Raw genomic sequence first — 22,671 nt, forward strand, 5'->3', positions numbered from 1 at the left:
AATGATCTGGGCTTCCATGAAACGGCTCTTTCGCATTCGTTTGCTCCTTCAAAAGATTGAGCAAACTCTACATCACAACGAGCGAAGTTTCGGGGGCAGGTCACATCGTCCCCGGCAAGCCGCTGCAGAACGCCTTCACCGAGTCATTCAACGGAAGCTTACGTGGCGAATGCTTAATGAAGAGATGTTTGACAACTTGGATGATGCAGGGCGAAAACTGGCGTTCTGGCGGTAAGATTCGAGGTTGCCGACCTTGTCATTTGAACCGGCTTAGCATTGGCCGCGAGTGACAGAAATTAGAGACAAAAGATGTCTATTGAAATTGCTTTTTCAGAGCCCAAAGGCTCTCCAGATGTTCATTAAGGTTTCGTAGAGGTAATGTAGTTTCAGATTATTAGGCGACTGTTAAGGAGTTACCCCGCCTGTTCATCTGACATGTTCTTTGATGGGTGAGAGTAGTCTCGTGCGCTTTCCGATGAATTGCGAAGCGCGTAAAATGTAGCGGACGATAGCCCATTCGATGCTGCCAAGGCGTGGATTGCGAAACTTTAGCTTCCGCCGTTGGTGCAGAAATTGCACCAGCGGGTTCTGTGGGGAGGCGACAGGAAGTTTCATCCCAAACAAATGCTCCAACATTGTTAACTGCAAGTCATAAGCCAGCCTAAACCGACGGTTCTGGCGTTTTCCATGAAGCCAATCCCAATCAATCTTGGGTGTCGGATTCTCAATTTGTTCAATAAGACTCAGCAGATAACGCAGACTAGTCGCGCCGCTCGCCAAAGCCGAATGGTGCAGCATGTCATGTGCGATATTGATTAGCAAACACAAGCTGCTGTCCGGAGCGAAATAGCGGATACCATCCCTTTTATACTCAATCAAACGTGTTCTCAAATCATCGCTGGTCAGTAAAACAGATATGCTGTGCGGTAGGGCATGGTGCAGATCGATTGTGGCCACAGAACCAGGGCGCCAGTAACTGCCAGGGGAATGCCTGTACGTACTTTCTTCCATTGTTATGAAACCGCTTCGGTAAATAGCTGTCTGCGTGATCGGGACATCGGGTTCGGGAACAACTAAATCCACATCAATAAGTAGACGCGAGTATTCTGAAGGATCAGCCAGCAGAGCCATTTCACCGGCCCCTTTTATCAGTGTCGGGACTATACCCGCAGCATTTATTTCAGTCACTGCCGAACACGTAAGTTCCCATAATTGACGATTGCGTATTCTGTTTGCTCGTTCCAGTTCTGCCAAAAAAGTGAGAGCTTCTGGATCCACCCGTGTGGCCATATCCGAAGCGATTAGGCTGCGATACAAAGCGGTTGCGACAAATTCCTCAGTTGCGACAGAAATCAGTTCAAACCAATCGAGCTCGCCTGTGAAGTTACCGTTCAGACAATTGACCAAACGTTCGAATTCAGATTGAGCAGTCATTGCTAGCTCTACATCAGGAGACATCAGATTTCTCTGGCCGATTCGTTACAGAATTCACTAAGCGCCGCGACCGCCGTTTTGAGATCGGAATAGCGCAAACGGAAACACTGCGCGTTATTCACGCATGCGGCCAGCGCTCCAAATTCTTCGATGGTTAGGTCACGGGTTCCAGACCATGCCTGGCTGATTAGGCCGGATAAAGTGTCCGGCACCGGCTGTGGTATTAACGTCGGAGCTTCATCATCTTGACGATCAAGAAACACGATCCAGCCAACCTGGCGCGGAGTAAGTGCTAATTCCGTATCAACCGGCAAATACCTAACATGTTGCCCATCTGGCCTCAGATGTGTGTCGGCACCGTTAATCTCCTCAAGCCTTGTGTCCAAAAGCCGCCAGGAGCCCTTTTTCAGCGTTGACGGGAAAGGGATAGCAAAAACGGACCCATCGTTATTCAAAACTGCTATATCATCACCCGCTAGTGCAAAGTCTGCTACCTCAAGCGCTGTTGCGAGGGTGCTTTTGCCTGCACCAGGGCCCCCAACGAGCAATATAGCCTGACCAGTCTCATGCACAGCAACTGCAGCATGCAGCAAAAGGTTGTCAGCTGCCTCGAGGACCGCTTCTGTTATTGCGAGTTTCAGTTGTGGTACAAGCATGTCGTCATTGACTTTGACCAGCGGTTCATCCCGCAGAGCGATCGCTTTCATCTCTCCTACGCGCTGTGTTAGAACGTAAGCACCGCAAGCCGACCCAACAGGTACACACATGTGGTCAAATGCGCATTTTACCGTTTCAGGTACCTTATCATCGAAACCAATAAGAACCCTTACGATACCTGTTTCTACCACAAGGGTTTCGCTGACCGTGGCAACCCCTTCTGCGCTTGAGAGAGCTTCGATGGCACCAACTGACCGTAGGTCATCAACAATAGAGCGGGAGCATATCGATGGATCGCACGGAGTGTAATCCAAACATATGACACCCGATTGGAACTTTTGCCAAGCCAAAGCAGCCTGACCATTCAGAACACATAGGGATTGCTGCTCTTTCAGAAAAAGGTATGCCTCTCCGCCTACCCACTCCAACTGGCTGGAGCCGGTCGGGATCAGGATATGAGTGAAAATGCCTAACCCCTTTCGATAACTATCAGGCGCGTAAAATTGAGACAAGTTAAAGAAAATCGTCTTCGAAGCAGCGCTGCAACTGTACTTTCCCGATCAAAGCTGGCCAATTTATTCTGTCCAGATTAATCAGAACGTCTGATCGTAGCAGTCCATCGTAAATGGCTACATAACTCAAATTTGCTTTTACGGTTATTTCGCAGCTACGAAAGTCTCATGTTCTTTAGGATAGTTTTCTACCTTTGCGGTGCTTTTTGAAACGATACTTACGCTTATGCCTAAAGCCACCGCTTCTGAAAATACCACCGGCATCTGCGTTTTTGGTTGTTGATAATAGCACCAAAGCGGCTGCGGAAGTTGCGCCAGCGTACCGACCTGCTTGCGCAAGAAGTTCGCGGCGTTCTGGTGATTCAGGGGCGTCAGATTTTTTTTCGTCAGTTTTTGACACGTCAATTACTCCCTTTTAACTCATTAGAAGAATTCACAATGGGGACATATAATCTAACAAAAAATTGATTCTCTCAAGGCCGCTGAGGGCCTGCTAGCGTCACCGCTTCCGATTTTTTTTGCTTTATTTGCAAAAGACGAAAAAAAATGTAACGAACTCGGCGCCTAGTGTTATTGACTAGGAAACTACTCGAGTTTTAGGTCAACTCTTTGATTTTTGGCGCTATGTTTTTCCACGTATTGGTGTCCCGCATCTCGTTGAAAAATTAGCCTCGATAAATTGGCCACATGTATTGGCAATATCTCACTGAAAACGGCGGCGTTGCATCATTGGTGGTGTACATTTCGCGTCACCGCACTAGGTTTATCCCTAACGAGCATGTTGAAATAACAAGTACAAGCCTACAGGCACCTTTATCGAATTTCTTCAGCCTTGCCCAATTCTGGGCACAATCTCGTTTTAATTGTGTGTAGCGTGTATGTTGCGCGGCTCGCAAAGCAGGGTAGCGAAGGCAAAACGAAAATGGTTGGATATTTGGCGATCGGATTGTTTGTGGGATGCTTGGCAAGTGGCATTTCATTGTTTTTCGGAGCCGGTTTCCTGATTGCGTTCGGCGTAATGTTTCCGATCTTCGGTTCCATCGCTGTTTTATGCGCTGCGGTCGCCGGTTTTTTTGCTCTACCGATAATGCGAGAGAAAGCCGGGGGACATAACTGAGTTAATATCTCGTTGAAGTAATGGCGATTATTAACTGCGTTTTCACGGAAATGCACATTAACTAGCCAAATGTCTAATATATATGCGATCCAGCCGCAGCAATCTTTGCTGCAAGGGCATTATTTCTTGCTTTTGGGGGCAGTGTTGATAGAGTTCTTGGGTGGAACACCCCGGGGGTTGTCGACTGCTGCCTGATTGTCGATAGCTAAGCTGTCTGATTTTTTTTCATAGTATGTTGCATTTTGAATTGGCAACAGCTCCTCGGTATAGAGTTTTACGACTGTAATAAGTAGCTGAGTTAAACGAGGAAAGATTGTCCAATGAAAGTCTATTTTAGGCATTCGGATTTTATCGCGCCACCGGAAAGTGAAAAAAAGGGCGAAATACAACCCCTGAATGAACAAGAAGAATCCATTCAATTTCGTTCTATCCCCGAAGATAAATTCGCTGTGTACCCAAAAATAGGTCCACTGCGTGATGGTGAAAAGCCGGATAGCCTTTTAAAGTTCAATGCGACCGGAAATAGCGGTCGCGCAATAGGGTTCATTCCGCGTTCAGAAACTATTCACCGTATTTACAATGCTTCTATCGCAGCCGCGTTGCTATTTATGGTGTTACCCCTTCTTATTATGATTATTTTTGCTCTGATGGTGACACAAAGTCGCCCTATTTTTTACCGAGGAACGCGGGTTGGCCGGAATGGGAAATTGTTCGACATTTACAAGTTCAGAACGCTGGATACCGCCAAAGCAGCTCAGCTGACCAAGGATAAAGTTCTTCCCGCGGGTTCCGGTCTTGAGACGCCTCTGGGCGGTTTCTTAAGAGAAACCCGTCTTGATGAGCTTCCTCAGCTTCTGAACGTGCTCAAGGGAGACATGAACATCTGTGGTCCTCGCCCTCTTCGTCCTGAAATCGCTGATTTACTCGGCTCGGAGGTAAGAGGTTTCTCTGCTCGCCTCAAAGTAAAGCCGGGCTTGCTTGGTCCGACACAGGCGTTGATGAGTCATGGCACATCTAAGGCTGTGCGGGGCCGCCTGAACTCGGCGATGTGCTCTAAGCCGGTCAGCTACAGAAGTGAACTTGAGATGATCGCTCTGGTGGGCGCTTGCGTTTTGGCGAGGTCAGTTTCCAAGTTGGGATCGCGGCTATTCGCTTGGAGGGGTGCTAAAGCGAGTTCAGGGAAATCGCGGGATCAAGCCGCCACGGCCGGTGTTTCAGTATCCTATCGTAACAGCCAATCAGTTGTGTATCCGGTTCTTTGGATTGACGATCAGTACCTCATGGTTCCCGATACCTGCGTTGATGGCGCAGGGAAGTTGGTGATTTCGCTTCCCGATGGGACTAGGCGTGTGGCCAGCGTCGTGTCAGAGCAACAAGATTCACAGGTACCCGGGCAGATTGTTATGTGGTACCGGCCTGGTAGCGATTTTTCTCATCACATTCTGGAACGTTATTTGAAGCAGTCTGTGGTTGTTCCACACCGATCGCATTTTATCATTCGAAGCGCCCTGCGTTCATTGCGAGGGCGGTTTCAACCGATCGCGCAAGTGGCTGATAAACAAGCTGCCTCTTCTTCCGCGGTTCACATAGAAAGCTGAATCGGTGAATACTTCTTTTTGGTATTCAACACGTGAAGCTAGTAACCAGTGTTAGGCTCTCAGCAAACGCAGAAGGCTTACGTATCCAATTTCACTCAGCGAACTGCGGCTGACCGGAGTTGCTACGAATAATCCTTTACTCTTTGCAGTTGCCTAAAGTGGATAGCAGGTTCGATATGGACAAACTCATCCAGAAAACCGGTAAGGAGTTGGCGATCTATCGTATCGCACTGTCCAGTGCGACCCAACGTTCGGGCTCCGATTTCTTCGATTGCACCTATGTGGAAAAGCAAATTGCTTAACGGATGAGAGATATGCGAGATTCCCGGAAACAATTTGCCTATGACGTGCGCGAAAAGCCCGACTTTAAGGCGCTTTTTGCCACTTATGGGCGTTTTTCCCACGTCAACGAGAAATTGCTGAGTGCTCTTGGCGCAGAGTTTCCTACGGTGTTGTTCGAAACTTTTGACGTTGGTTATGCCATGCGCTCACGCTTCCCAAACATGTTGGGCAGCATCGTGAATGTTCCGCTGGAATACGGGCTAGGGAGTTTTCGTTCTAGGTCGGTGCTACGATACCGGTTGTTTCGAAACAGGTCTTATTTCCGAGCGGCTGAAAAGCTTTTGAAAGAGCGCGTTGAAACAGGAGAGTTCGATTTTACTGTGCAAACTCAGTCGATGTTTTCGGCTGCGTTTCCTAATTGCCCAAACTATGTCTACACCGATCATGTGGCACGCGCACGACTGGCTGATGAAGATCAGGATGGTACGGGGCATCCTTCCGAACGCTGGTTGGATTGTGAGTGTCAGATTTACGAAGAGGCGGCTCATGTATTCACATTCGGCCCCAAAATCCGGGACTTTTTGATACGAGATTACGGGATTTCTTCCAGCAAGGTCTCTGCCATTGGGGCGGGAGCATCAGTGAGACCCACTCGTCCGGTAGATACAGCACCGTCACGCTACGGACGACGTAATATCTTGTTTGTTGGCGTCGAATGGGAGCGCAAAGGAGGTCCCGAGATGGTCGAGGCTTTTGCAAAGCTACGTTTGCGCCTACCTGATGCGACGCTTACGATAGTCGGGTGTTCTCCAGAAATTGATGTCGAAGGTTGCGAAGTTGTAGGACGCAGACCGATTTCCGAAATAGAGGCTTATTTTCAAAGCGCTTCTTGTTTTTGCATGCCGTCCCGGGTCGAGCCGTTTGGGATAGTTTTTCTGGAAGCTATGCAATTCGGATTGCCCGTAGTTTCGACTACAGCAGGCGATATTGGCGCGATCGTTAAAGATGGGGAAACCGGGCGTTTGGTGCTGCCGAAAGACAGTGATGCTTTGGCCCAGGCACTTTATAAGATTCTGGTCGACCCAAATACTTGCCGCCAGATGGGGCTTGCTGGACTTAAACGCGGTAAAGAATTTACTTGGGAAGCTGTTGCCCATCGATTGATGTCTAAAACTCCAGTTGGCCCAAGTGGTTTCCGTACTAGCGAGATTGACTGGTGAGTCTGCGCCTGCTTTACATAATCGATAGCCTGCGTATTGGCGGGGCCGAAACTCTACTACTTGACTTGCTGGATGCGGCTAAAACTCGTGGTGATGAAGTGAAGGTCGCCTATTTCACCCCCGGACCTTTGCAAGAAGAGGTAGTGCGGCGAGGTGTTGAAGCTGTACGTTTGAGTAGGCGTGGGTTGCGAGACCCCCGTGCGCTTTTGCGTGCGATCTTGCTCATTCGCAAATGGGACCCACACATAGTTCATACACATTTGATCAAGAGCGATCTGGTTGGACAAATGGCTGCGCGTTGCCTGAACCGCCGGCGTGTGATCACACTGCATAATACGGACCCTTGGCGTAAGAAACGGTTGCTGTCTACCATCTACAGAACCTTAACATCTGGTGCTGACGCTTGTTTGGCTGTGACAGAAAACGTAGCAGAGCATGTGGCGAAATATGGTGGCTATGACCGTGACCGGATCGAAGTCGTGCAAAATGGTGTAGATCTGGATCGATTTGCCGCTGGGCGGTCGCAACCTATGGATCTGTCCAAATTTGGAGTGCCTGAAGATGCGGTTGTACTCGCGAAAATCGGGCGCATAACGGCTCAGAAGGATCATGAAAACTTCCTAAAAGCCATTTCTTTGCTTTCGGACCGCGTGCAGAATATCCATGTCCTCATCGTTGGAGACGGAGAGCTCTCGAAAGAGGTTCGAGAACGAGCGCGGTGTCTCCACTTGGATGGTGATCAATTAACATTTACTGGCAACCTGCGCGAAATGCCGGCATTACTTGCGGCGATAGACGTTTTTGTGCTCGCGTCCAAATGGGAAGGATTGCCAATGGCGCTCCTTGAAGCGATGGCTGCCGAAGTTCCGGTCGTATCAACAGCGGTCGGCGGGATACCAGATTTGATTAAAGATGGCGAGAATGGCATACTAGTGGCCCCGTCGGACCCTTTGGCTTTGGCTGATGCTCTGGAGCATATGGTCGAGGATAAAGATGCCCGTAGAGTTTTGGGACAGAGGGGACGCGGAACGGTGGAACGCCGCTTTTCCGGTTTGGCGATGATGGACCGGTTGTGGTCAATTTACAATGCACCAACGGAGGGATCGGAGTTCGTAGGTGACGGATTTGGTCTAAAGTGAACCTAGCTGACGGAGACAGGTTGATGTTTAAAGGTTTTAGAGTTTTTCTCTGGGCTGTGACCCTGTGTTTTGGCCTGTTTCAACAGGCTTTCGCCGAGAGTTATGTTGTGGCACCAGGCGATAAGTTGGATATATCGATCCTTGGGCGGGCGGAGTTTTCACGTATCGCTCAGGTTAGGGACGATGGCACATTCCGGCTTCATATGCTGGGCGTGATTGAGGCAGCCGGATTAACCTTGTCTGAAATCGAGGAAAGAATTGTGACCCGGGCAGCCGAGTCATTTGCCGGGTCGGTTTCGGTAATCGTGGATATCTCAGAATACCGGCCGGTGTCGATTCTGGGTGTCGTGCAAACGCCCGGTTCTTACGCTTATACACCGGGCATGACCGTTATCATGGCAGTTGCTCAAGCTGGTGGGTATGAGCGTGTGACGGCCGAAGGTGTGAACGACCGCGATGTGGTCAATGCGCAACAACGCGTGATCCAGGCGCGTATCCGTCTTAGTTTCGCCGAGGATCAACGCAGAGCTATTGTTGCTGAATTAGAGATGGTTGAATCTGGCCAAATAGATGGTGAAGAACTGAGCATAGATGGTGTTAATCCGGACCAGGTCTCGCTTGTTCGTATGGGGCGTACGATATTAGATGAGTCAATTGAAGGGTTTAGTCGTCGTGAAGCGCTTGCGACCGCTGAGGCGGATCTTTATGCTCAACGCCGTGCTTTGATCGAGCGACAGCTTGCTGCAACTGAAGAACAATTGGCAGATGTGAATCAACTGGTCTCACAAGGTTTGTCCCGCCGGGAAAGGTTGACCGATCTGAAGGTCGAAGCGGATCAGTTCCGTTCTGATGACCTTGAAACAACGGCACGTGCCGCCGCCGCCGCACAGACAGCTGCGAATGCGAAAAACGAAATCGACGTGGCGCTGACAAGGTATCACCGAGATTTGCTGGCTGCTAAGGTCGCGGCGGACGAAAACATCGAACTGCTTCAATCGCAGCTGGATGCCAGTATGAATTATTTGCGCATAACGGCTCCGTCTCTAGCTATGTCTGTCGATGAACAGGCCGAAACGGTGTTCGAAGTTTACCGCGCTAACGGGAGTGATCGGGCAGAACGAGTGAAGTTGACCAGCGAGTTGCAACCTGGTGACGTTCTGGTTGTTAGGTTTGAGGGCGTCACAAACTGAACTTTCGCACTATCGTTTTAACCTCTGTCTCCCGAGCCTGCAGCAAGGCCCGGGGCAGAGCGACGTTTGTTAAGGCCCAGGAGCAGGGGACGTCTAGGTGAGCTCGCATAGACTTCGGTTAGTTTATCTACCCAGGCACCAGTGCCATAGTGTTCAACGGCGTGGCATCTAGCGGCTTGCCCGATTTGTTTTCGGACCGGATCATTTTTTAACATCTCTAAAAGAGACACGGCTAGCTTTTCGGGTTGGCCGGGAGGGACAATTGGGGCTCCAGTACCGTCAAGAATAAGGGCATTGTCGCCGACGTCAGTTACGACGCAAGGTACACCGTTTATCATTGCCTCTAGTACTGAAACGGGTAAACCTTCCCAATGAGAAGCGCTCACAAACAAATCTGCTGCTGCTAAAAGATCGGGAATATCACTTCTTAAACCCAAAAACTGCACTTGCTCGGATAAACCACGATCCTCCACCTGCTTCTGCAATTTCTCAAAGCGATTTGTGTCCGGAGCGTTTCCGGCTATCAAAAGGATAGTATTGGGAAACATTTTTACCACATCCGAAAATGCCACTATCAGATCGCCATAAGCTTTTTGCCCGATAATCGCACCTACTGCGATCAAAACCTTTCGGTCGGCTACTCCCAATTTTGTGCGCATCCTGTTCCGCGCGGCGTTAGTTGCAATTGCTTCAGGAGACACTGCGTTCTGAATAACCATGCAGTTACGACCGCCAGTGTCAGCCTTTGCCGCCTCTGCAACGGCTTGGCCAACGGCAATTCTAACAGTTCCGGGCATCCGCAAGACGCTCCGGTAAAGGTTCCCACGCAGCTTGCTGACCCTAGCCGTGCTTGCTTTGACGTTGTGAATTGTGGTTGCAAAGGGAAGCCGCAGTATCGCAGCAGCCCATCCCCCCAAAACGGTTGAGGAAATCAGATGAGCATGAACGAAGTCAAATGACCGCTTCCGAAGTTCTGAGACTAATTTAGTAAAGCGCCTGATGTCGATTAAACTCTTTCCTGGAAGGTAGACGACTTCAATACCCAATTCCTCAAGCTCTTCGCTGAATGGTGTGCCGCCTTTGCTGAGAACAAAGACGGTCAGTTCCAGATCGGGACGGGTCATCGTTTCCTTTGCAAAGGTAACGACCAATCGCTCGGCTCCACCTGTGACGAGTGTATCAACGACATAGGCCAGCTTTAGGGGTTTTCGTTTAGAGCTGTTCCGCACTGTCGTTCTCCTACTATATGCTCACATTAGAACAGCAACACGTGTTTGCGGGATTGCATACTCAGCAAAGGAGTGAATCGCGTACTATCTTGAGGGTGCGCGTGCTTTTGGTTTGCCTTTTGCGTTCTGCGCGCGCAACTGACCGAATAGAGATTCCGAACCTTGGGGCTTGATATCGCCTTTACTAAGGCTTTCCGAACTAGGGCGATTGGCTTGCGGTTGCGGACCCCCGCTCAGTAGCATCGAAAATCCAGCAACGGCAATACCCGCTAAGACAGATACCACTCCGACAATTGCAAGTTGCACTTTGCGGGATGCCGAACTAGATCTTAGCGGCGGAACCGCGCGCTCAATCACGCGCACGTTTCCTTCAATATTTGCGCCCGTTAGGGCAAGGTTGTCGCGCAGCCGAGACTTTAAGTCTGCGATCCTCTGAGCTTGTTGCTGTTGCAGCGCAATTAACGGGCGCAATACTGGTATAAGTGAGGACAGATTCTGTACCTTTTCCTGGTTTTCGAGCATTGAGCGCTCAATATAGTCGATCCTAGCCTGTTCTTCCTTGATCTCGGTTTCAGTGCTTAGAACCTGATCCTCCATACCCAGACGCGTGGCGTAGTGGTCCCGGCGCACTTTCAGGGCCGCCAGAGTTGTACGTGACTGCCTCAAAAGGCCTTCAAGATTAGCCTGATCCTCAGAGGACCGGTCTAAATCGAAGGTGATAAATTGAGGATCCAAACCCCCCAAAAGTTCATGCACTTGATTGTTGGTATCAGCGGCCTGGTTGATGGCGGCTTCAAGACGGGTCTGCAACCGAGAGGTTTCGCGTGCGGTGTAAAGTTCCCGCCGTCGCTCAAGAAAGGCTGCCGTTATGGCGTTTGTTAGTTCAGCTGCAATTTCTGGATCCACATGTTGGACTGCAATTTTTACCACATAAGAACCCGTGATGAGCTCAACAGTAGTGGATTCTTGTATCCCAAGCACTGCCTGGCTCAGCGATTCTTCGTCGTTGGGTAATCCGGGGAACACCCTATCAACACCTACGGACTCGAGCGCAACGAGGCTAAGCTCAGGATTATCTAGCAAGAGCATTTCTGCGTTAACAACGCCCTGAAAGTCTCCAGGGTTAGGTGCCTCACCGCCGACTGTATCTGGCACGTAAATATATTCTTGTCCCAGGGCGAAAAGAATAAGCGACCTTGCCTCAAAAACGGGTGGTCTAATCAAAATGAAAAACGCAAGAATCGGAAATACACAAAAAATGACAGTCGCGGCAATTTTTACAAATTTCCTGGGAACCCCAAGTTGGTCATACAAAACCGTACTCCTGAAAACACATTTAAAGCCACTTACGTAATCTAGCACCCGCCCTGAATTTATCAATGAACTATGTTTATTCGAGCTTTCAGTTCTTTCGAAATTGCAACAGATATTGGCACGATGATTGACTGAACGTGTTTTGCTACTAGGCTCGCTATGTTTTTTATTGGCACCTTGAGTGTGGATTGCATAATGGAAACCAGATGGTTGGCGAAAGGCCGGTTGTTATGAGGGAAGCGTTAAAGATTCCACAACTGCCGCTGTTGGTCTGGATCGGTTTGGGAGCTGGTCTGGTTGCACTTGTCATCGGAGATTCTTCGGTCGTAGAACTGATGGCGCTCGCCGTTTTTGGAGTCCTCGGCTTGGCAGCGCTGAACTACCCGCAAGTCGGCGTTTCTATTCTGATTGTTATGATAATATCGAACCTTTCGCCCAATCTAATATATGCTTTTGGTGCTCCATCTATAGCGAAACTAGCTGTTCCAGGGCTTCTTGCACTGCTTGGCGCGCGCTACTTCTTCTGGGGTGATCGCCCTTATTTTGGCTGGCTGTCGCTTTGGTTGCTAGTCGGATACGTCGCAATTACCCTCTATGGAACGACTTATGCGATCGACTGGCGCGTAACCCTTGATAACAGTTTCGATTTGGTAAAGGTCGTTATAGTCGCGCTGGTTGTGCTGGCCTTCATGCGGTACAAGAATGGTCTAGAGACCGTGATTGTGTCGTCGGTTCTGACCGTGTCAGTGATCTGCTGTATGGGTTTTCTCCAGGTTCTAGGCGTTACTCTTCCTGCTGGACTGGAGATTTTCGCGCATTTCAATGAATTTCACGGTCGTTTCGAAGGCCCGATCAATGACGCCAACTTCTTTGCAATTGTTCTCGTTTTTAATGTCCCCCTCGCGCTTTATTATTTTTTTCAGTCTGACAGATTCTATAAATTCGCTTTCTGGGGTGTGTCAGTGGCCCTGTTATTGTTCGGAATTCTCGTGACTGAGTCACGAGGCGGAATTCTAGCGCTTGCTGTAGCCTTAGGGATTTTGTTCTTCCAGCTTAGTCGACGACAGAAAGTTGCGGCCATTCTTGTACTTGTTGTGTTGCTCACGGCGGCTTCGGCCTTTTTGGGTGCCGAGGCTTTCGAGCGTCTTGCTACAATTGGGAAATTGGTAGATTCTATTCAGATTGACAAAAGCGCTGAAGGCCGTCTTGCCAGTTACAAGGTTGCATGGGAGTTATTCATCAATCACCCGTGGGGAGGCGTAGGAAGTGGCAACTTTAACTTTCACTATCAAGATGTAGCACTTGAAAAAGGTTTGATCTTCCGTGGTGAGGGACGCTCAGCTCACAGTTTGTATTTAGAAGTTTTGGCCGAGACCGGGCTGGTTGGCCTGATTTATTTCCTGTCGATTTTGTTTCTGTCCGCTTTGGGTATTATTAGTGCATACAATTGTGCGCGGGCGCATGGTGACGCCAGGTTGGCGATGTTATTCGTGGCGTTTGGTGCGGGGTTGGCAGGTTATATGATCGGCATGGTGCTTTTGCATGACGCATACCCTAGATTTCTTTGGATTGTAATATTGCTTGCCGTCGAGGCGGGGCGCATAGCGGAAATGAGGCTCAACCCGAGCGACATACAACCGGCGCCCGGCGCTGCCACTTTACGATTATCTCGAGACTTTCGGGTCGGCTCAAGTGGTGGCGCAGGGTAATCAATATCCAAACCGCCGCATGAATGGGCCACAGCTTTCCTCAATCTCGACTCTTAGAGCTTCTGGTAATCGAGCGCGGGCCGATGAGTTCACATCCGCCCGCAAATGAGCGCTGGCATGGGCAATATTGTAGAATGCATTTACTTTCTCCATACCAATGACCTTGCCGTTGTTGCCGAAGACGCGTGCCTTGTCCTGCAGGCAAAATCCAGCGGTCGCATTAGGGGCCAATTGGCAGAATGAAAACACTTCAGAGCTGGTCGCAACAATATCCGCTATGATCTCTTCAAAACGAAGCAGCATGATGGGAAAATCTTCACTGGCCAGATCGAGAAGTTTTCGCGCAACAGACTGATAAAGTGACAGCGTTTTTTCTAATGAAGCACCACGAGACATCATGCTTTCGCACACTCCTGACGCGTCGCGGATGATTCCAATGAAAGTCGCATTTGGATAGATTTGGTAAAGATCGCTAGCTAATTCCACATTGTGGTTGACCAGCTTTACAACCATTCTGCGGCCTTTTGCAGGGCCTTCTGGATAGAAGCCGTGCGCTTCCATCGCGGCTTTGTAACGCGACACTTCTTCCCAATTAATTTTTGTTGCGTGGGAAAGCCTTTTTGCAACCCAATCACGCGTATATCGGTCCAGTGCAACAGGGCGCGTCCGCTTATGCGGGTTTATGATATCTCCCCGTGTGGCCAACATCGGTAGATAATGAAAAGCGATACGAGCGAAATCTGATATCGAGTTCTTATTGTTCCAACTCGGTCTCAAAACCTCGTGGAATTCTCCGTTCGGCCAAATGGTGTCTGGGTGCGATCGCAAAATATTCAATAGTTGGTTGGTGCCGCCGCGTTGCAGCCCAAGAACAAAGATTGGTCCATCAGGTTTCATTCTTGACCTCCGTCAGTGCGGGCGACCTCACCGAGGGCATTGTCGTGCAAGGGGCTTCGAGGCTCGGTCAGCTCTGCGTAGGTCAGAAGCAACCGCTCAGCTGTCTGTCGAATGTCGAACTTTTGGCGAATTGTTTCTAAAGCTTGAAGGCCGAGAGCCTGACGCAATTGGGTATCCAAACCAAGATCGGTAAGGGCCTGAACTAGACCTTCCAAATCATCGGGTTTGAACAAACGGCCATTTCGGCCGTCTTGAATCAGGTCTTCTGTGCCTCCTACATCCGACGCCACCACCGCCAACCCTGACGCGCATGCTTCGAGCAGAGCATTGGAAAGCCCCTCTCGTGCTGAAGGTAGTACGAATACATCGCAAGCGCGAAGATAAGACGGCATATCGTCTACGTGACCAAGAAACCGGAGGCCCTCTTGTTTAAGAAGTTCGGCCGGTATGTCTTCAGCTTCGTTTCCAATGGCTTTAAAGCCCGAGGAAGTATCACGGTTTGCACCCGCTATTAAAAGCGTCGCGTCCGGACAAAGTGCTCTGACTCTGGGCCAAGCTTCGAGTAAAAGCGGCAATCGTTTTTGTCGAGCAAAACGCCCGGCAAACAGAAATAAAGATCCTTCAGGTAGGCCGAGGTCTTTTCGGAGAACAGCTTTCTCTGCCGCTACACGGCATGAATGAAAACGTTCGGTGTCGACACCATTTGGGATAGTAAGGATATTGGATTCAGGAAAGCCGAATTGCTGCAGCTCTTCCTCGATCTCTTTACTTACGGCCACGAAGCGGGACACTCGGTATTGCATCGCAAGGCGCCTAAGAGCGCCGCCCGTCTTGTTCAAAATAGATGTAACTTCTCCGCCGCACATTGGCTTTGCCAGCAACGGTCGGCCCGATAATCCACGACTCAGGATCCCGGCCAGCATTGGACTGAAAGTCGAATGACAGTGGACCACATCTGGTGCATAGCGGCGTATGGCGCGCGCGGCACCAACCACAAATCGGGCAGATGCAAAGCTCTTTGGTCCGTCAAAGCGAATCCGCTGAACCTCGATACCATCGATTACTTCGAACGCGGGTAATCCAGGATAGCGGCGCGTTATGACCCTAACGGCATGCCCTTTGATGCTCATAAGGCGTGCCAGCTGTGCAACCTGTTTTTCGGCTCCACCTACGATCGGATGATAAGATGAAATCACCATGCAAATCCGCAGGCTCTTTTGGTCTTGCATCACCTCTGTAGGCACCGATTGCGAACCTTGCTGTTGAGACTTGTAACGCTGTGCCGATGTGACTTGGCGGCTTAGAAAATCTTCCCATTCTTCAACCATCCGGCGACGGTCGAAAAGATCCAAGACTCTTTTCCGTGCAGCAGAGGCCATGGCCGATCTGCGCTCAGGCGCAGACAGAAGGGAATCGAGAGCCGATGCCATTTCATCAGGCGCACCGGGTGCGACCAGAAGACCGCTAACTTGATCTTCGATGGCTTCCACGCATCCGTCTACAGTTGTCGATACTGGCACGCAACCGCAGGCCATCGCCTGAAGAAGGGTCAGGGGTAAGCCTTCCCAAAGAGAGCTCAGGGCATAGACGTCCACGGCCTGAAACGTGCTTTGAAGATCATTTTGCCAAGGTAAAAGATGGACATTCTCCATCCCCTCTAGCGCATTTTTGATCTCTTGGTCCAGGCGACCTTCTCCCGCCATGACGAATTGAGCATCTGGATGAGTAGGAGCCACCTGCTGCAAAGCTACCACGTAATCCAGCGGGGCTTTTTGGGGCTCCAGCCTTCCGAACCAGCCGACGACAGGGCGTGTGGGGTCGAGACCAAGTTGAACAGCCACGGCCTCGCGCCGTTTTGCAGGGCGGAATACCTCCGTGTCTACGCCAGTTCGGATTACCTTGATTGCATCTGATGACAACACACGATGTCTTAAAGTCTCCTGACACGCGTATTCTGTTATTGCGACCATTTTGCCGCCGAACCAGCCACCAAGCCGCTCTAACGCCCAGTAGGCTGGGGCTCTGTGACCCTGAACGCGTTTCAAGAATGGCATCGATGCCTGACGATAAATCGCCGGGCGATTTAGAATGCGCCCCGCCGCGCGACCGATGAAACCTGCTTTGCTGCCATGGCAAACTAGAACGTCTGCCTGAAATGCGCGAGCCTTTTTGATGACATGTCGCAGAACACGAAGATCACCAAGGGGGTCGATTCGGTAACGCGACATTTCAAACTCTTCCGCACTCAACCCAAGGACACGCAGTTCATCCGCATAGGCTGCAGAACCTTCTGATAGACAAACCGTATGGGATTCGAATCGTTCAGAGTCCAAAGCGGAGAGCAACATTTTGTTGTAGAATGCGATACCGCCCGTCGATTTCGTTAGAGCGAGAATCCTGATTTTCTTCATTAAAGTACCCGTTTTACACTCATAACCGAACAAAAACTGCCAACAAAAACTTGCATATTAATACGGCAGAGCAATGAAAAAGCCGCTAAAGGGTATACTTTCACATCGCTGCCGTGGCTTACTTTAGCCGAAAATCATCTTTATGCGGCAAAAAACTGCTTATTTTGCTTTGGTGGGCCCAATTCTGGCGGCAACCTGCACAAAAAAGCCACTTCCAAGACAAATTTCGCCGATAGCCCGTTTGTTGAAATGAAGCTTAAGGTTTTAAATCTGTGTTACGGCTTGTAGGCAGCCGTTCGCATGTTGGGATGCATGCAGTCCAAGGGGCACCACTCAGCGCCCTAATGAAACCAAAACAGAAGTTGGGTGCATATGAAGTACCCTTCGGTTGAGATCGAGAAGGAATTCAGATGGACGGAGATCTAAGTAACGCCGACCTGGCGTTCGATGGGGTACAGGGCTTTGGCTCTGAAACGACAGGCGGTCGAGGCGGTGAAATTGTCAAAGTTACGACCTTGGCAGATTCGGGGCCGGGATCTCTCAGATGGGCCCTAGAAGAACTCGATGGACCACGTATTGTGGTTTTTGAAGTGAGCGGTGAGATTCAGCTAACAGAGTCAATCAAAGTTAATGGCGACGTCACTGTGGCTGGCCAGACCTCACCAGAAGGCGTCACGATTTCGGGGGCGAAGCTTCGTGTTGTCGAGGACAACGTTATCATCCGAGGTATGCAGTTTCGTCCTGGCGATGGGGAAGGCGATATCGCTTCCGAACGGGACGGGCTTTCGATCGGTACCAGCAAACAAACCGTTGAGAATGTTGTTATCGACAGCAACTCCTTTAGCTGGTCAGTCGATGAACTGATCACTGTATGGTTCGGTTCCACAAACGTGACCATTTCGAACAATATCTTGGCGGAAGCGCTGGATGAGTCCATTCACCCTGAAGGCGACCATTCAATGGGCCTGCTGATTGGTGACGGCAGTTCAAATATTACGGTGGTCGGTAATTTGTTTGCGCACAACGAACATCGAAATGCCCAAGTCAAGGACGATGCCCAAAACATCGAATTCATAAACAACCTTGTATACAACTACGGGCCCAATGGCTTTGAGAGCTATTCAGGAACGACTGCCCATGTCATCGGCAACGTTTACATTGCGGGTGTAGACTCAGCTGGAAGGGCGCCGATTCGCCTGAATTCGGCCGAAGACGGTACTGCCTATTACGTTGCGGACAACTTCGCAGAGGTTGGCGGTGACGCAGTCTCCAAAATCTCTGACAGTTTTGTATTCGAACCTAGTAATGTGACTATCCTGCCCACATCTGAGGTAATGGACTTTGTCTTGTCTAATGCCGGGGCTCGGTATCCGGAGCTTACTGCGATTGACGAGCGTATAATACAGTCGGTGATTGATGGGACCGGCCGTATTATAGATTCGCCCGATGATGTTGGGGGGTATGTTTTTGTACCTAATACTCAAGCACCCAGCGATCGCGATGATGATGGGATCCCGGATTTCTTCGAAGAAATTCTGGGTTCGGACCCGAATACCTACGACCCTCATGGCGATGCAGATGGCAATGGTATTCATGACATAGAAGACTACATCAACGGCTTACTGGACGGTTATGCGGCGGACACTCTGCCCGCACCAGAGCTTGCACCATTGCCTGAAGCAGAACAGGACCCCGCGGTAGTTGCTCCTTCGGACAGTAGCACACCGGATGCAGGCGACTCGATCAGCTACCGTTATGAAGCTGAAGACTTTGACCTCACAGACGGATTTGTAGCAAACAACCTCAATGTTGCTTCCGGCGGGCAAATTATACGTGTCAGCGATGGCGAAAGCGGTGAAGCTTCGACTACGTTCAAAGGCGAAAGCGGCACGTATGACCTTAGCGTCGGCTATTTCGATGAATCGGACGGTGCTTCGAACTTGTCTTTGCTTGTTAACGGCCAAGTTGCACACACTTGGGTGTGGGATCAGGACCTAGGTTCAGAGTATGCCAACGATGCAACCGCGACCGAAGCGATTATCGAAGGCGTTCAGATCAACTTTGGGGATGTTATAACCTTTTCGGGTACTGCAGACGCCGAAGAACCCCTTCGGATCGACTACCTGGATGTAGTTCATCACTCCACTACAGCGGGTGATGACGATGCGTCCCTAGTGACGCCAGAAGAAATGCCTCCTGCGCAATCTGACCAAGGCGAGTTGCCCAACAAGCACTACTTTGTTGAAGCGGAAACCTTCGACATTGAAAGCGGTTGGAAGGTCAAAGACAATTCAGTCGCCTCGGGAGATGCATATCTGAACGCCGTAGGCAAAAACGCCTCAAAAGCCTCAACTGAATTTGAGGGCGAAACGGGCTACTATGATATTGTCGTCAATTATTTCGATGAATCCGATGGCGAGAGTGTGCTCAGTGTTATTGTTGGCGACGAAACCGTCGATTCATGGATTTGGGATCAAGAAGTCAATGAGCGATTTGCAACGCGTGATACTCTAACTGGCCGCGTGATCGAAGACGTTTGGATCGAAAACGGTGAGCTTATTGCTTTTGAAGGGACCGCAGATGGTAACGAACCACTACGCGTAGACAGTATTGAGTTCTACTCAGACTTGTTGATTGCCTGAGGCAAGGGTCTCTTCAAGTTCTTGGACTTACTCTGAGTGGGTCGGGTTTCGTTTTTAGGCCCGACCCGATTTTCGAAGCCAACGCTGCGCAATTAGCTTAAATATCTCAGGTGTCATTATGCGCGCTGAAACAAGAAATGCGGTGCCGAAAGCAGTCGATACTACACCTAGCTCTAAAAGGTCGCCGTCGATATACAGAACTCTTTTTGCAAGAAGTGCCATAGCAACTCCGCTTGAGGCGCAGACCGCGCCGGGTAACAGGGCGCTAAATGTGTGCTGGGCAGAAATATCGAGCCTGGTTTTCAGAAAAAAGTAATGGGACGAGAACTGGATAAGAGCTAAAACCACTTGAATAAAGGCAACAGCCACGATCCCATGAGGTACTGCTAGCCAGATAAGCACCAAGAAAAAGGGTAAGTTTATCAGAGAGATTTTGAACATCAGATCCGTACGACTGAGCGCCTTCAAGAGATTTCCTGGAACCATATTTAGCGTCCCTATCGCAAATCCGATGGCTAGCAGTTGCATAGGTGCAATCATAGCGTACCATTTCGGTGGGTAGAGAACATGCACCATGGGCTCTGCAACCACTGCAATAGCGGCACCTGTCCCAAACATCATAAGTGAGCAGTATTTAAGGGCTCCGTAATAATAAGCCTTCAAAGCATTGGGATCGTTTTGAATTTTAGACATTACCGGATGCAGAACAAAGCCTGCAACGTTATTGAGGCTTTTTATCCCCAATTCGGGGATTCGGTAAGCCAGAGAGTAAATTCCAAGCGCTGAAGCACCCAAAACCTTACCAACAAGAAGGTTGTCCAATAGCCGCGGCGTTGCATTGATAGTCTCCGCGCCGATCAAATGCGATCCGAAATGCGCAATGTATTTCAGGGTAGCCAAATCGGGTCTGCGGGTCGGCCACCAAGGCCTGATAACCCACAACGCGATGCCGCCAGCGATGGCACCACCTAGATAACCTAGTACTAAAGACCAGACTCCGAAGCCGAGAACCGCCAAAAGGATTGAGACTATCCCCTTGATCAAACCGCGCAAGACATCCGGCACAAGCTTGGCCTTCAGACGCAATTCGCGAACCAGAAAATTGGCGTTTACGTTGGTCAGTGCCTGCACTAAGAGAGCAAGTCCGATAACAGGTAGAAGTTCTCCCAATAGCGGGTCACCATACCATTTCGCGAGTGGCTCCGCGCACAGCCAGAGTGATCCGGCCAAAAAGCTAGAAAACGCCAAACCGCACAAAAGAACAGCGCTGGCTGTTTCTTCTACTTTTTCGCGAGTAGAAACGAGTGCGGCGCCCATTCCGAATTTTGAAATGATTTCAAAATACCCCAGTACCGCAAGGCAAATAGCCATGGTTCCGAATTCTGCTGGCTCAAGATACCAAGCCAGAATTACAATCGACGCGAGATTGAGGACTTTAGTGCTAAAAAAGGAAAGGTATGCCCACAGAACGTTCCTGACGCTATCGCCTACATTATTGGAACGCGATTTTTCAACCATTCTAATACACTATAAACCTTTGCGAAGTGCCGCGAAGCAACCGCTTAAGTACACAAAACCAACAAGCATCTAGCACGAATCGTAAGTGTTTGTAAGCGTGTAGCGCTGCCGCCCGAGCATATCTGACCTGTAGGAGCAAAAACGCGTTGATCTGCGTCTTACGAAGGCATTATGCAATGAGCTCCAAAAGAAGCAGAATTGGCGAAGCTTCTTTGAGTCAATGTGATACCTTTTTGTGGCGAAAATGCTTTAGTTTTGAGTCGTGGTAAACGCAGTGTAGCACAGACGCCAATTTTTTCATTTTGTAGGGTATCGTGTTTGTTGTGCGTCCGGTATTGTTGACAATCAATGAACGTTTCCAGTTGAACCGATATACTGTTGCGTTAGAGGGCGGAGAGCCTCGAAGGGCAAACAAGAGCACAAAGCCTGAAGAAACTGTCTCGTAGAATCAGGAGCTTAAAGTTTTACTGGAAAAAGGGACAAAGGTACGACCGGTCTTGATGCGAGATCGAACTGTCTTGGAATTAGTTAGACCTGGTATGTATTGGCTTCTATTTTAACGTTGTTGTGAGACCATTACGCTATTCGAAAGCACAGGGTAATCTTTCCGTAACAACCTCAGAGCTTCTTGTTGTCGAATTTGATAGGAGGAGATTTTTTGGTTCTTGTCCCGCTGTGCCGCAAGCGATGGGTTGTTACTGGATTTTTCGGTTTCTGTGTTGGCTAGCGGCTTTGCTTATCAAAAACGATGAAGTATGTGTTTTCAGAGCGTAAGAAATTTTACTTAGTTTACGGTTTTTGAGGTGTATTATGACTCGCCCTTATGACAACAGAAAGCGTATTCTGGTTACGGGCGGCGCCGGATTTTTGGGGTCGCATCTTGTAGACCGTTTACTTGAACGAAAGCACGAAGTTCTTTGCCTTGACAATTTATTTACTGGAACAAAACGAAACATTGACCATCTGCACAACCACCCGAGGTTTGAGTTTCTGCGTCATGACGTTACATTTCCTCTCTACGTAGAGGTGGACCAGATCTTTAATCTGGCTTGCCCCGCCAGCCCGGTTCACTATCAGCACGACCCGGTACAGACAACCAAGACCAGTGTGCATGGCGCGATCAACATGCTAGGTCTTGCAAAGCGATTGAAGTGCCCAATCCTGCAGGCCTCAACGTCGGAGGTTTACGGCGATCCAAATGTTCATCCGCAGACCGAAGACTACTGGGGCAATGTCAATCCGATAGGGCCGCGTTCTTGCTACGACGAGGGCAAGCGTTGCGCCGAGACATTGTTCTTCGACTATCATAGACAGCATGGGCTCGATATCAAAGTTGTGAGAATCTTTAATACTTATGGTCCGCGTATGCACCACGCCGATGGGCGTGTGGTTTCGAATTTCATAGTGCAGGCTCTGACCGGTAAGGACATAACAATTTTCGGCGATGGCACTCAAACACGTTCTTTCTGTTACGTCGAGGACTTGGTCGAGGGTATGCTACGAATGATGGATAGCGGCTCAGATGTGACTGGCCCGGTCAATATTGGTAACCCTGGAGAATTCAGTATGTTGGAACTGGCTGAAAAGGTGGTGGATATTACCAAGTCAAAATCGAAGATCGTTTATCGCCCTTTGCCGCAAGATGACCCTCTTCAGCGCCGGCCTGATATTACCCAAGCTCAGAAAATACTGGACTGGGAGCCCAAGGTCCAACTTGACGATGGGTTGAGGATAACCATCGATTATTTCCGCAATCTTATAAAAGATGTTGGGTTGACCTAATCCTACTATTCTCTGACCGA

Annotated in this window: 16 protein-coding genes and 1 pseudogene; 9 read left to right on the plus strand and 8 right to left on the minus strand. The window is 49.7% G+C overall.

What is annotated here, in order from left to right; all coding sequences use genetic code 11:
- Positions 1 to 101 precede the first annotated feature (101 nt).
- Positions 102 to 232 (plus strand): annotated as a pseudogene (locus ACR0DG_RS20970) (integrase core domain-containing protein); the annotation flags it as partial.
- A 194-nt stretch (positions 233 to 426) separates the two neighbouring features.
- Here ACR0DG_RS20970 and ACR0DG_RS20975 read toward each other — a convergent pair.
- The 3 genes from ACR0DG_RS20975 to ACR0DG_RS20985 form a co-directional block, all read right to left on the minus strand.
- A complete protein-coding gene (locus tag ACR0DG_RS20975; RefSeq protein WP_480700421.1) occupies positions 427 to 1,458 on the minus strand; it encodes a nucleotidyltransferase family protein in 1,032 nt (343 codons plus the stop codon).
- Entirely contained in the window at positions 1,458 to 2,603 is a 1,146-nt protein-coding gene (locus ACR0DG_RS20980) for a P-loop NTPase family protein (RefSeq protein WP_480707321.1), read from the minus strand. Before ACR0DG_RS20980 ends, ACR0DG_RS20975 begins: the two co-directional genes overlap by 1 nt.
- A gap of 175 nt (positions 2,604 to 2,778) precedes the next feature.
- On the minus strand, positions 2,779 to 3,003 hold the full coding sequence (locus ACR0DG_RS20985; RefSeq protein ID WP_480700419.1) for a hypothetical protein: 225 nt from the start codon (positions 3,001 to 3,003) through the stop codon (positions 2,779 to 2,781).
- A 1,037-nt stretch (positions 3,004 to 4,040) separates the two neighbouring features.
- On the opposite strand from ACR0DG_RS20985, the gene ACR0DG_RS20990 reads away from it, so the two are divergent.
- The 5 genes from ACR0DG_RS20990 to ACR0DG_RS21010 all read left to right on the plus strand — a co-directional run bounded on the left by ACR0DG_RS20990 (position 4,041) and on the right by ACR0DG_RS21010 (position 9,149).
- On the plus strand, positions 4,041 to 5,318 hold the full coding sequence (locus ACR0DG_RS20990) for a sugar transferase (protein ID WP_480700418.1): 1,278 nt from the start codon (positions 4,041 to 4,043) through the stop codon (positions 5,316 to 5,318).
- Between the two features lie 176 nt (positions 5,319 to 5,494).
- Positions 5,495 to 5,620, plus strand: a complete 126-nt coding sequence (locus ACR0DG_RS20995) for a hypothetical protein (RefSeq protein WP_480700417.1) — start codon at positions 5,495 to 5,497, stop codon at positions 5,618 to 5,620.
- A gap of 12 nt (positions 5,621 to 5,632) precedes the next feature.
- Positions 5,633 to 6,820 carry a glycosyltransferase family 4 protein gene (locus ACR0DG_RS21000; protein WP_480700416.1) on the plus strand — a complete coding sequence of 396 codons (1,188 nt, stop codon included), beginning with the start codon at positions 5,633 to 5,635 and terminating at the stop codon, positions 6,818 to 6,820.
- Complete coding sequence (locus tag ACR0DG_RS21005; RefSeq protein ID WP_480700415.1) at positions 6,817 to 7,959, plus strand: glycosyltransferase; 1,143 nt, start codon at positions 6,817 to 6,819, stop codon at positions 7,957 to 7,959. The genes ACR0DG_RS21000 and ACR0DG_RS21005 overlap by 4 nt, the downstream gene beginning before the upstream one ends.
- A 23-nt stretch (positions 7,960 to 7,982) precedes the next feature.
- Entirely contained in the window at positions 7,983 to 9,149 is a 1,167-nt protein-coding gene (locus tag ACR0DG_RS21010) for a polysaccharide biosynthesis/export family protein (RefSeq protein ID WP_480700414.1), read from the plus strand.
- 17 nt (positions 9,150 to 9,166) lie between these two features.
- On the opposite strand, the gene ACR0DG_RS21015 is transcribed toward ACR0DG_RS21010, so the two are convergent.
- Complete coding sequence (locus tag ACR0DG_RS21015) at positions 9,167 to 10,378, minus strand: glycosyltransferase (RefSeq protein WP_480700413.1); 1,212 nt, start codon at positions 10,376 to 10,378, stop codon at positions 9,167 to 9,169.
- Positions 10,379 to 10,462: 84 nt separating this feature from the next.
- Positions 10,463 to 11,692, minus strand: a complete 1,230-nt coding sequence (locus tag ACR0DG_RS21020) for a GumC domain-containing protein (RefSeq protein ID WP_480700412.1) — start codon at positions 11,690 to 11,692, stop codon at positions 10,463 to 10,465.
- 230 nt (positions 11,693 to 11,922) lie between these two features.
- Between ACR0DG_RS21020 and ACR0DG_RS21025 the strand changes: the two genes are divergently transcribed.
- On the plus strand, positions 11,923 to 13,401 hold the full coding sequence (locus ACR0DG_RS21025) for an O-antigen ligase family protein (protein ID WP_480700411.1): 1,479 nt from the start codon (positions 11,923 to 11,925) through the stop codon (positions 13,399 to 13,401).
- Here the strand turns inward: ACR0DG_RS21025 and ACR0DG_RS21030 are convergent, their stop codons facing one another.
- Complete coding sequence (locus tag ACR0DG_RS21030; protein ID WP_480700410.1) at positions 13,402 to 14,298, minus strand: sulfotransferase; 897 nt, start codon at positions 14,296 to 14,298, stop codon at positions 13,402 to 13,404.
- Positions 14,295 to 16,709, minus strand: a complete 2,415-nt coding sequence (locus ACR0DG_RS21035; protein ID WP_480700409.1) for a glycosyltransferase — start codon at positions 16,707 to 16,709, stop codon at positions 14,295 to 14,297. The genes ACR0DG_RS21030 and ACR0DG_RS21035 overlap by 4 nt, the downstream gene beginning before the upstream one ends.
- A gap of 410 nt (positions 16,710 to 17,119) precedes the next feature.
- On the opposite strand from ACR0DG_RS21035, the gene ACR0DG_RS21040 reads away from it, so the two are divergent.
- Positions 17,120 to 19,351 (plus strand): right-handed parallel beta-helix repeat-containing protein, encoded by a 2,232-nt coding sequence (locus ACR0DG_RS21040; RefSeq protein WP_480700408.1) that lies wholly within the window; start codon positions 17,120 to 17,122, stop codon positions 19,349 to 19,351.
- Between the two features lie 54 nt (positions 19,352 to 19,405).
- On the opposite strand, the gene ACR0DG_RS21045 is transcribed toward ACR0DG_RS21040, so the two are convergent.
- Entirely contained in the window at positions 19,406 to 20,869 is a 1,464-nt protein-coding gene (locus tag ACR0DG_RS21045; protein WP_480700407.1) for a lipopolysaccharide biosynthesis protein, read from the minus strand.
- A gap of 810 nt (positions 20,870 to 21,679) precedes the next feature.
- Between ACR0DG_RS21045 and ACR0DG_RS21050 the strand changes: the two genes are divergently transcribed.
- The gene (locus ACR0DG_RS21050; protein WP_480700406.1) at positions 21,680 to 22,651 is read left to right on the plus strand and encodes a UDP-glucuronic acid decarboxylase family protein; all 972 of its coding nucleotides are present in this window, start codon (positions 21,680 to 21,682) and stop codon (positions 22,649 to 22,651) included.
- Positions 22,652 to 22,671 lie beyond the last annotated feature (20 nt).

Source organism: Ruegeria sp. BG8 (assembly GCF_056538325.1).

Coding starts and splice junctions, on each gene's coding strand:
- ACR0DG_RS21030 (WP_480700410.1), bottom strand. CDS start 14,298: ATGAAACCTGATGGACCAATCTTTGTTCTTGGGCTGCAACGCGGCGGC.
- ACR0DG_RS21035 (WP_480700409.1), bottom strand. CDS start 16,709: ATGAAGAAAATCAGGATTCTCGCTCTAACGAAATCGACGGGCGGTATC.
- ACR0DG_RS21040 (WP_480700408.1), top strand. CDS start 17,120: ATGGACGGAGATCTAAGTAACGCCGACCTGGCGTTCGATGGGGTACAG.
- ACR0DG_RS21010 (WP_480700414.1), top strand. CDS start 7,983: ATGTTTAAAGGTTTTAGAGTTTTTCTCTGGGCTGTGACCCTGTGTTTT.
- ACR0DG_RS21050 (WP_480700406.1), top strand. CDS start 21,680: ATGACTCGCCCTTATGACAACAGAAAGCGTATTCTGGTTACGGGCGGC.
- ACR0DG_RS21045 (WP_480700407.1), bottom strand. CDS start 20,869: ATGGTTGAAAAATCGCGTTCCAATAATGTAGGCGATAGCGTCAGGAAC.
- ACR0DG_RS20995 (WP_480700417.1), top strand. CDS start 5,495: ATGGACAAACTCATCCAGAAAACCGGTAAGGAGTTGGCGATCTATCGT.
- ACR0DG_RS20990 (WP_480700418.1), top strand. CDS start 4,041: ATGAAAGTCTATTTTAGGCATTCGGATTTTATCGCGCCACCGGAAAGT.
- ACR0DG_RS21000 (WP_480700416.1), top strand. CDS start 5,633: ATGCGAGATTCCCGGAAACAATTTGCCTATGACGTGCGCGAAAAGCCC.
- ACR0DG_RS21025 (WP_480700411.1), top strand. CDS start 11,923: ATGAGGGAAGCGTTAAAGATTCCACAACTGCCGCTGTTGGTCTGGATC.
- ACR0DG_RS20975 (WP_480700421.1), bottom strand. CDS start 1,458: ATGTCTCCTGATGTAGAGCTAGCAATGACTGCTCAATCTGAATTCGAA.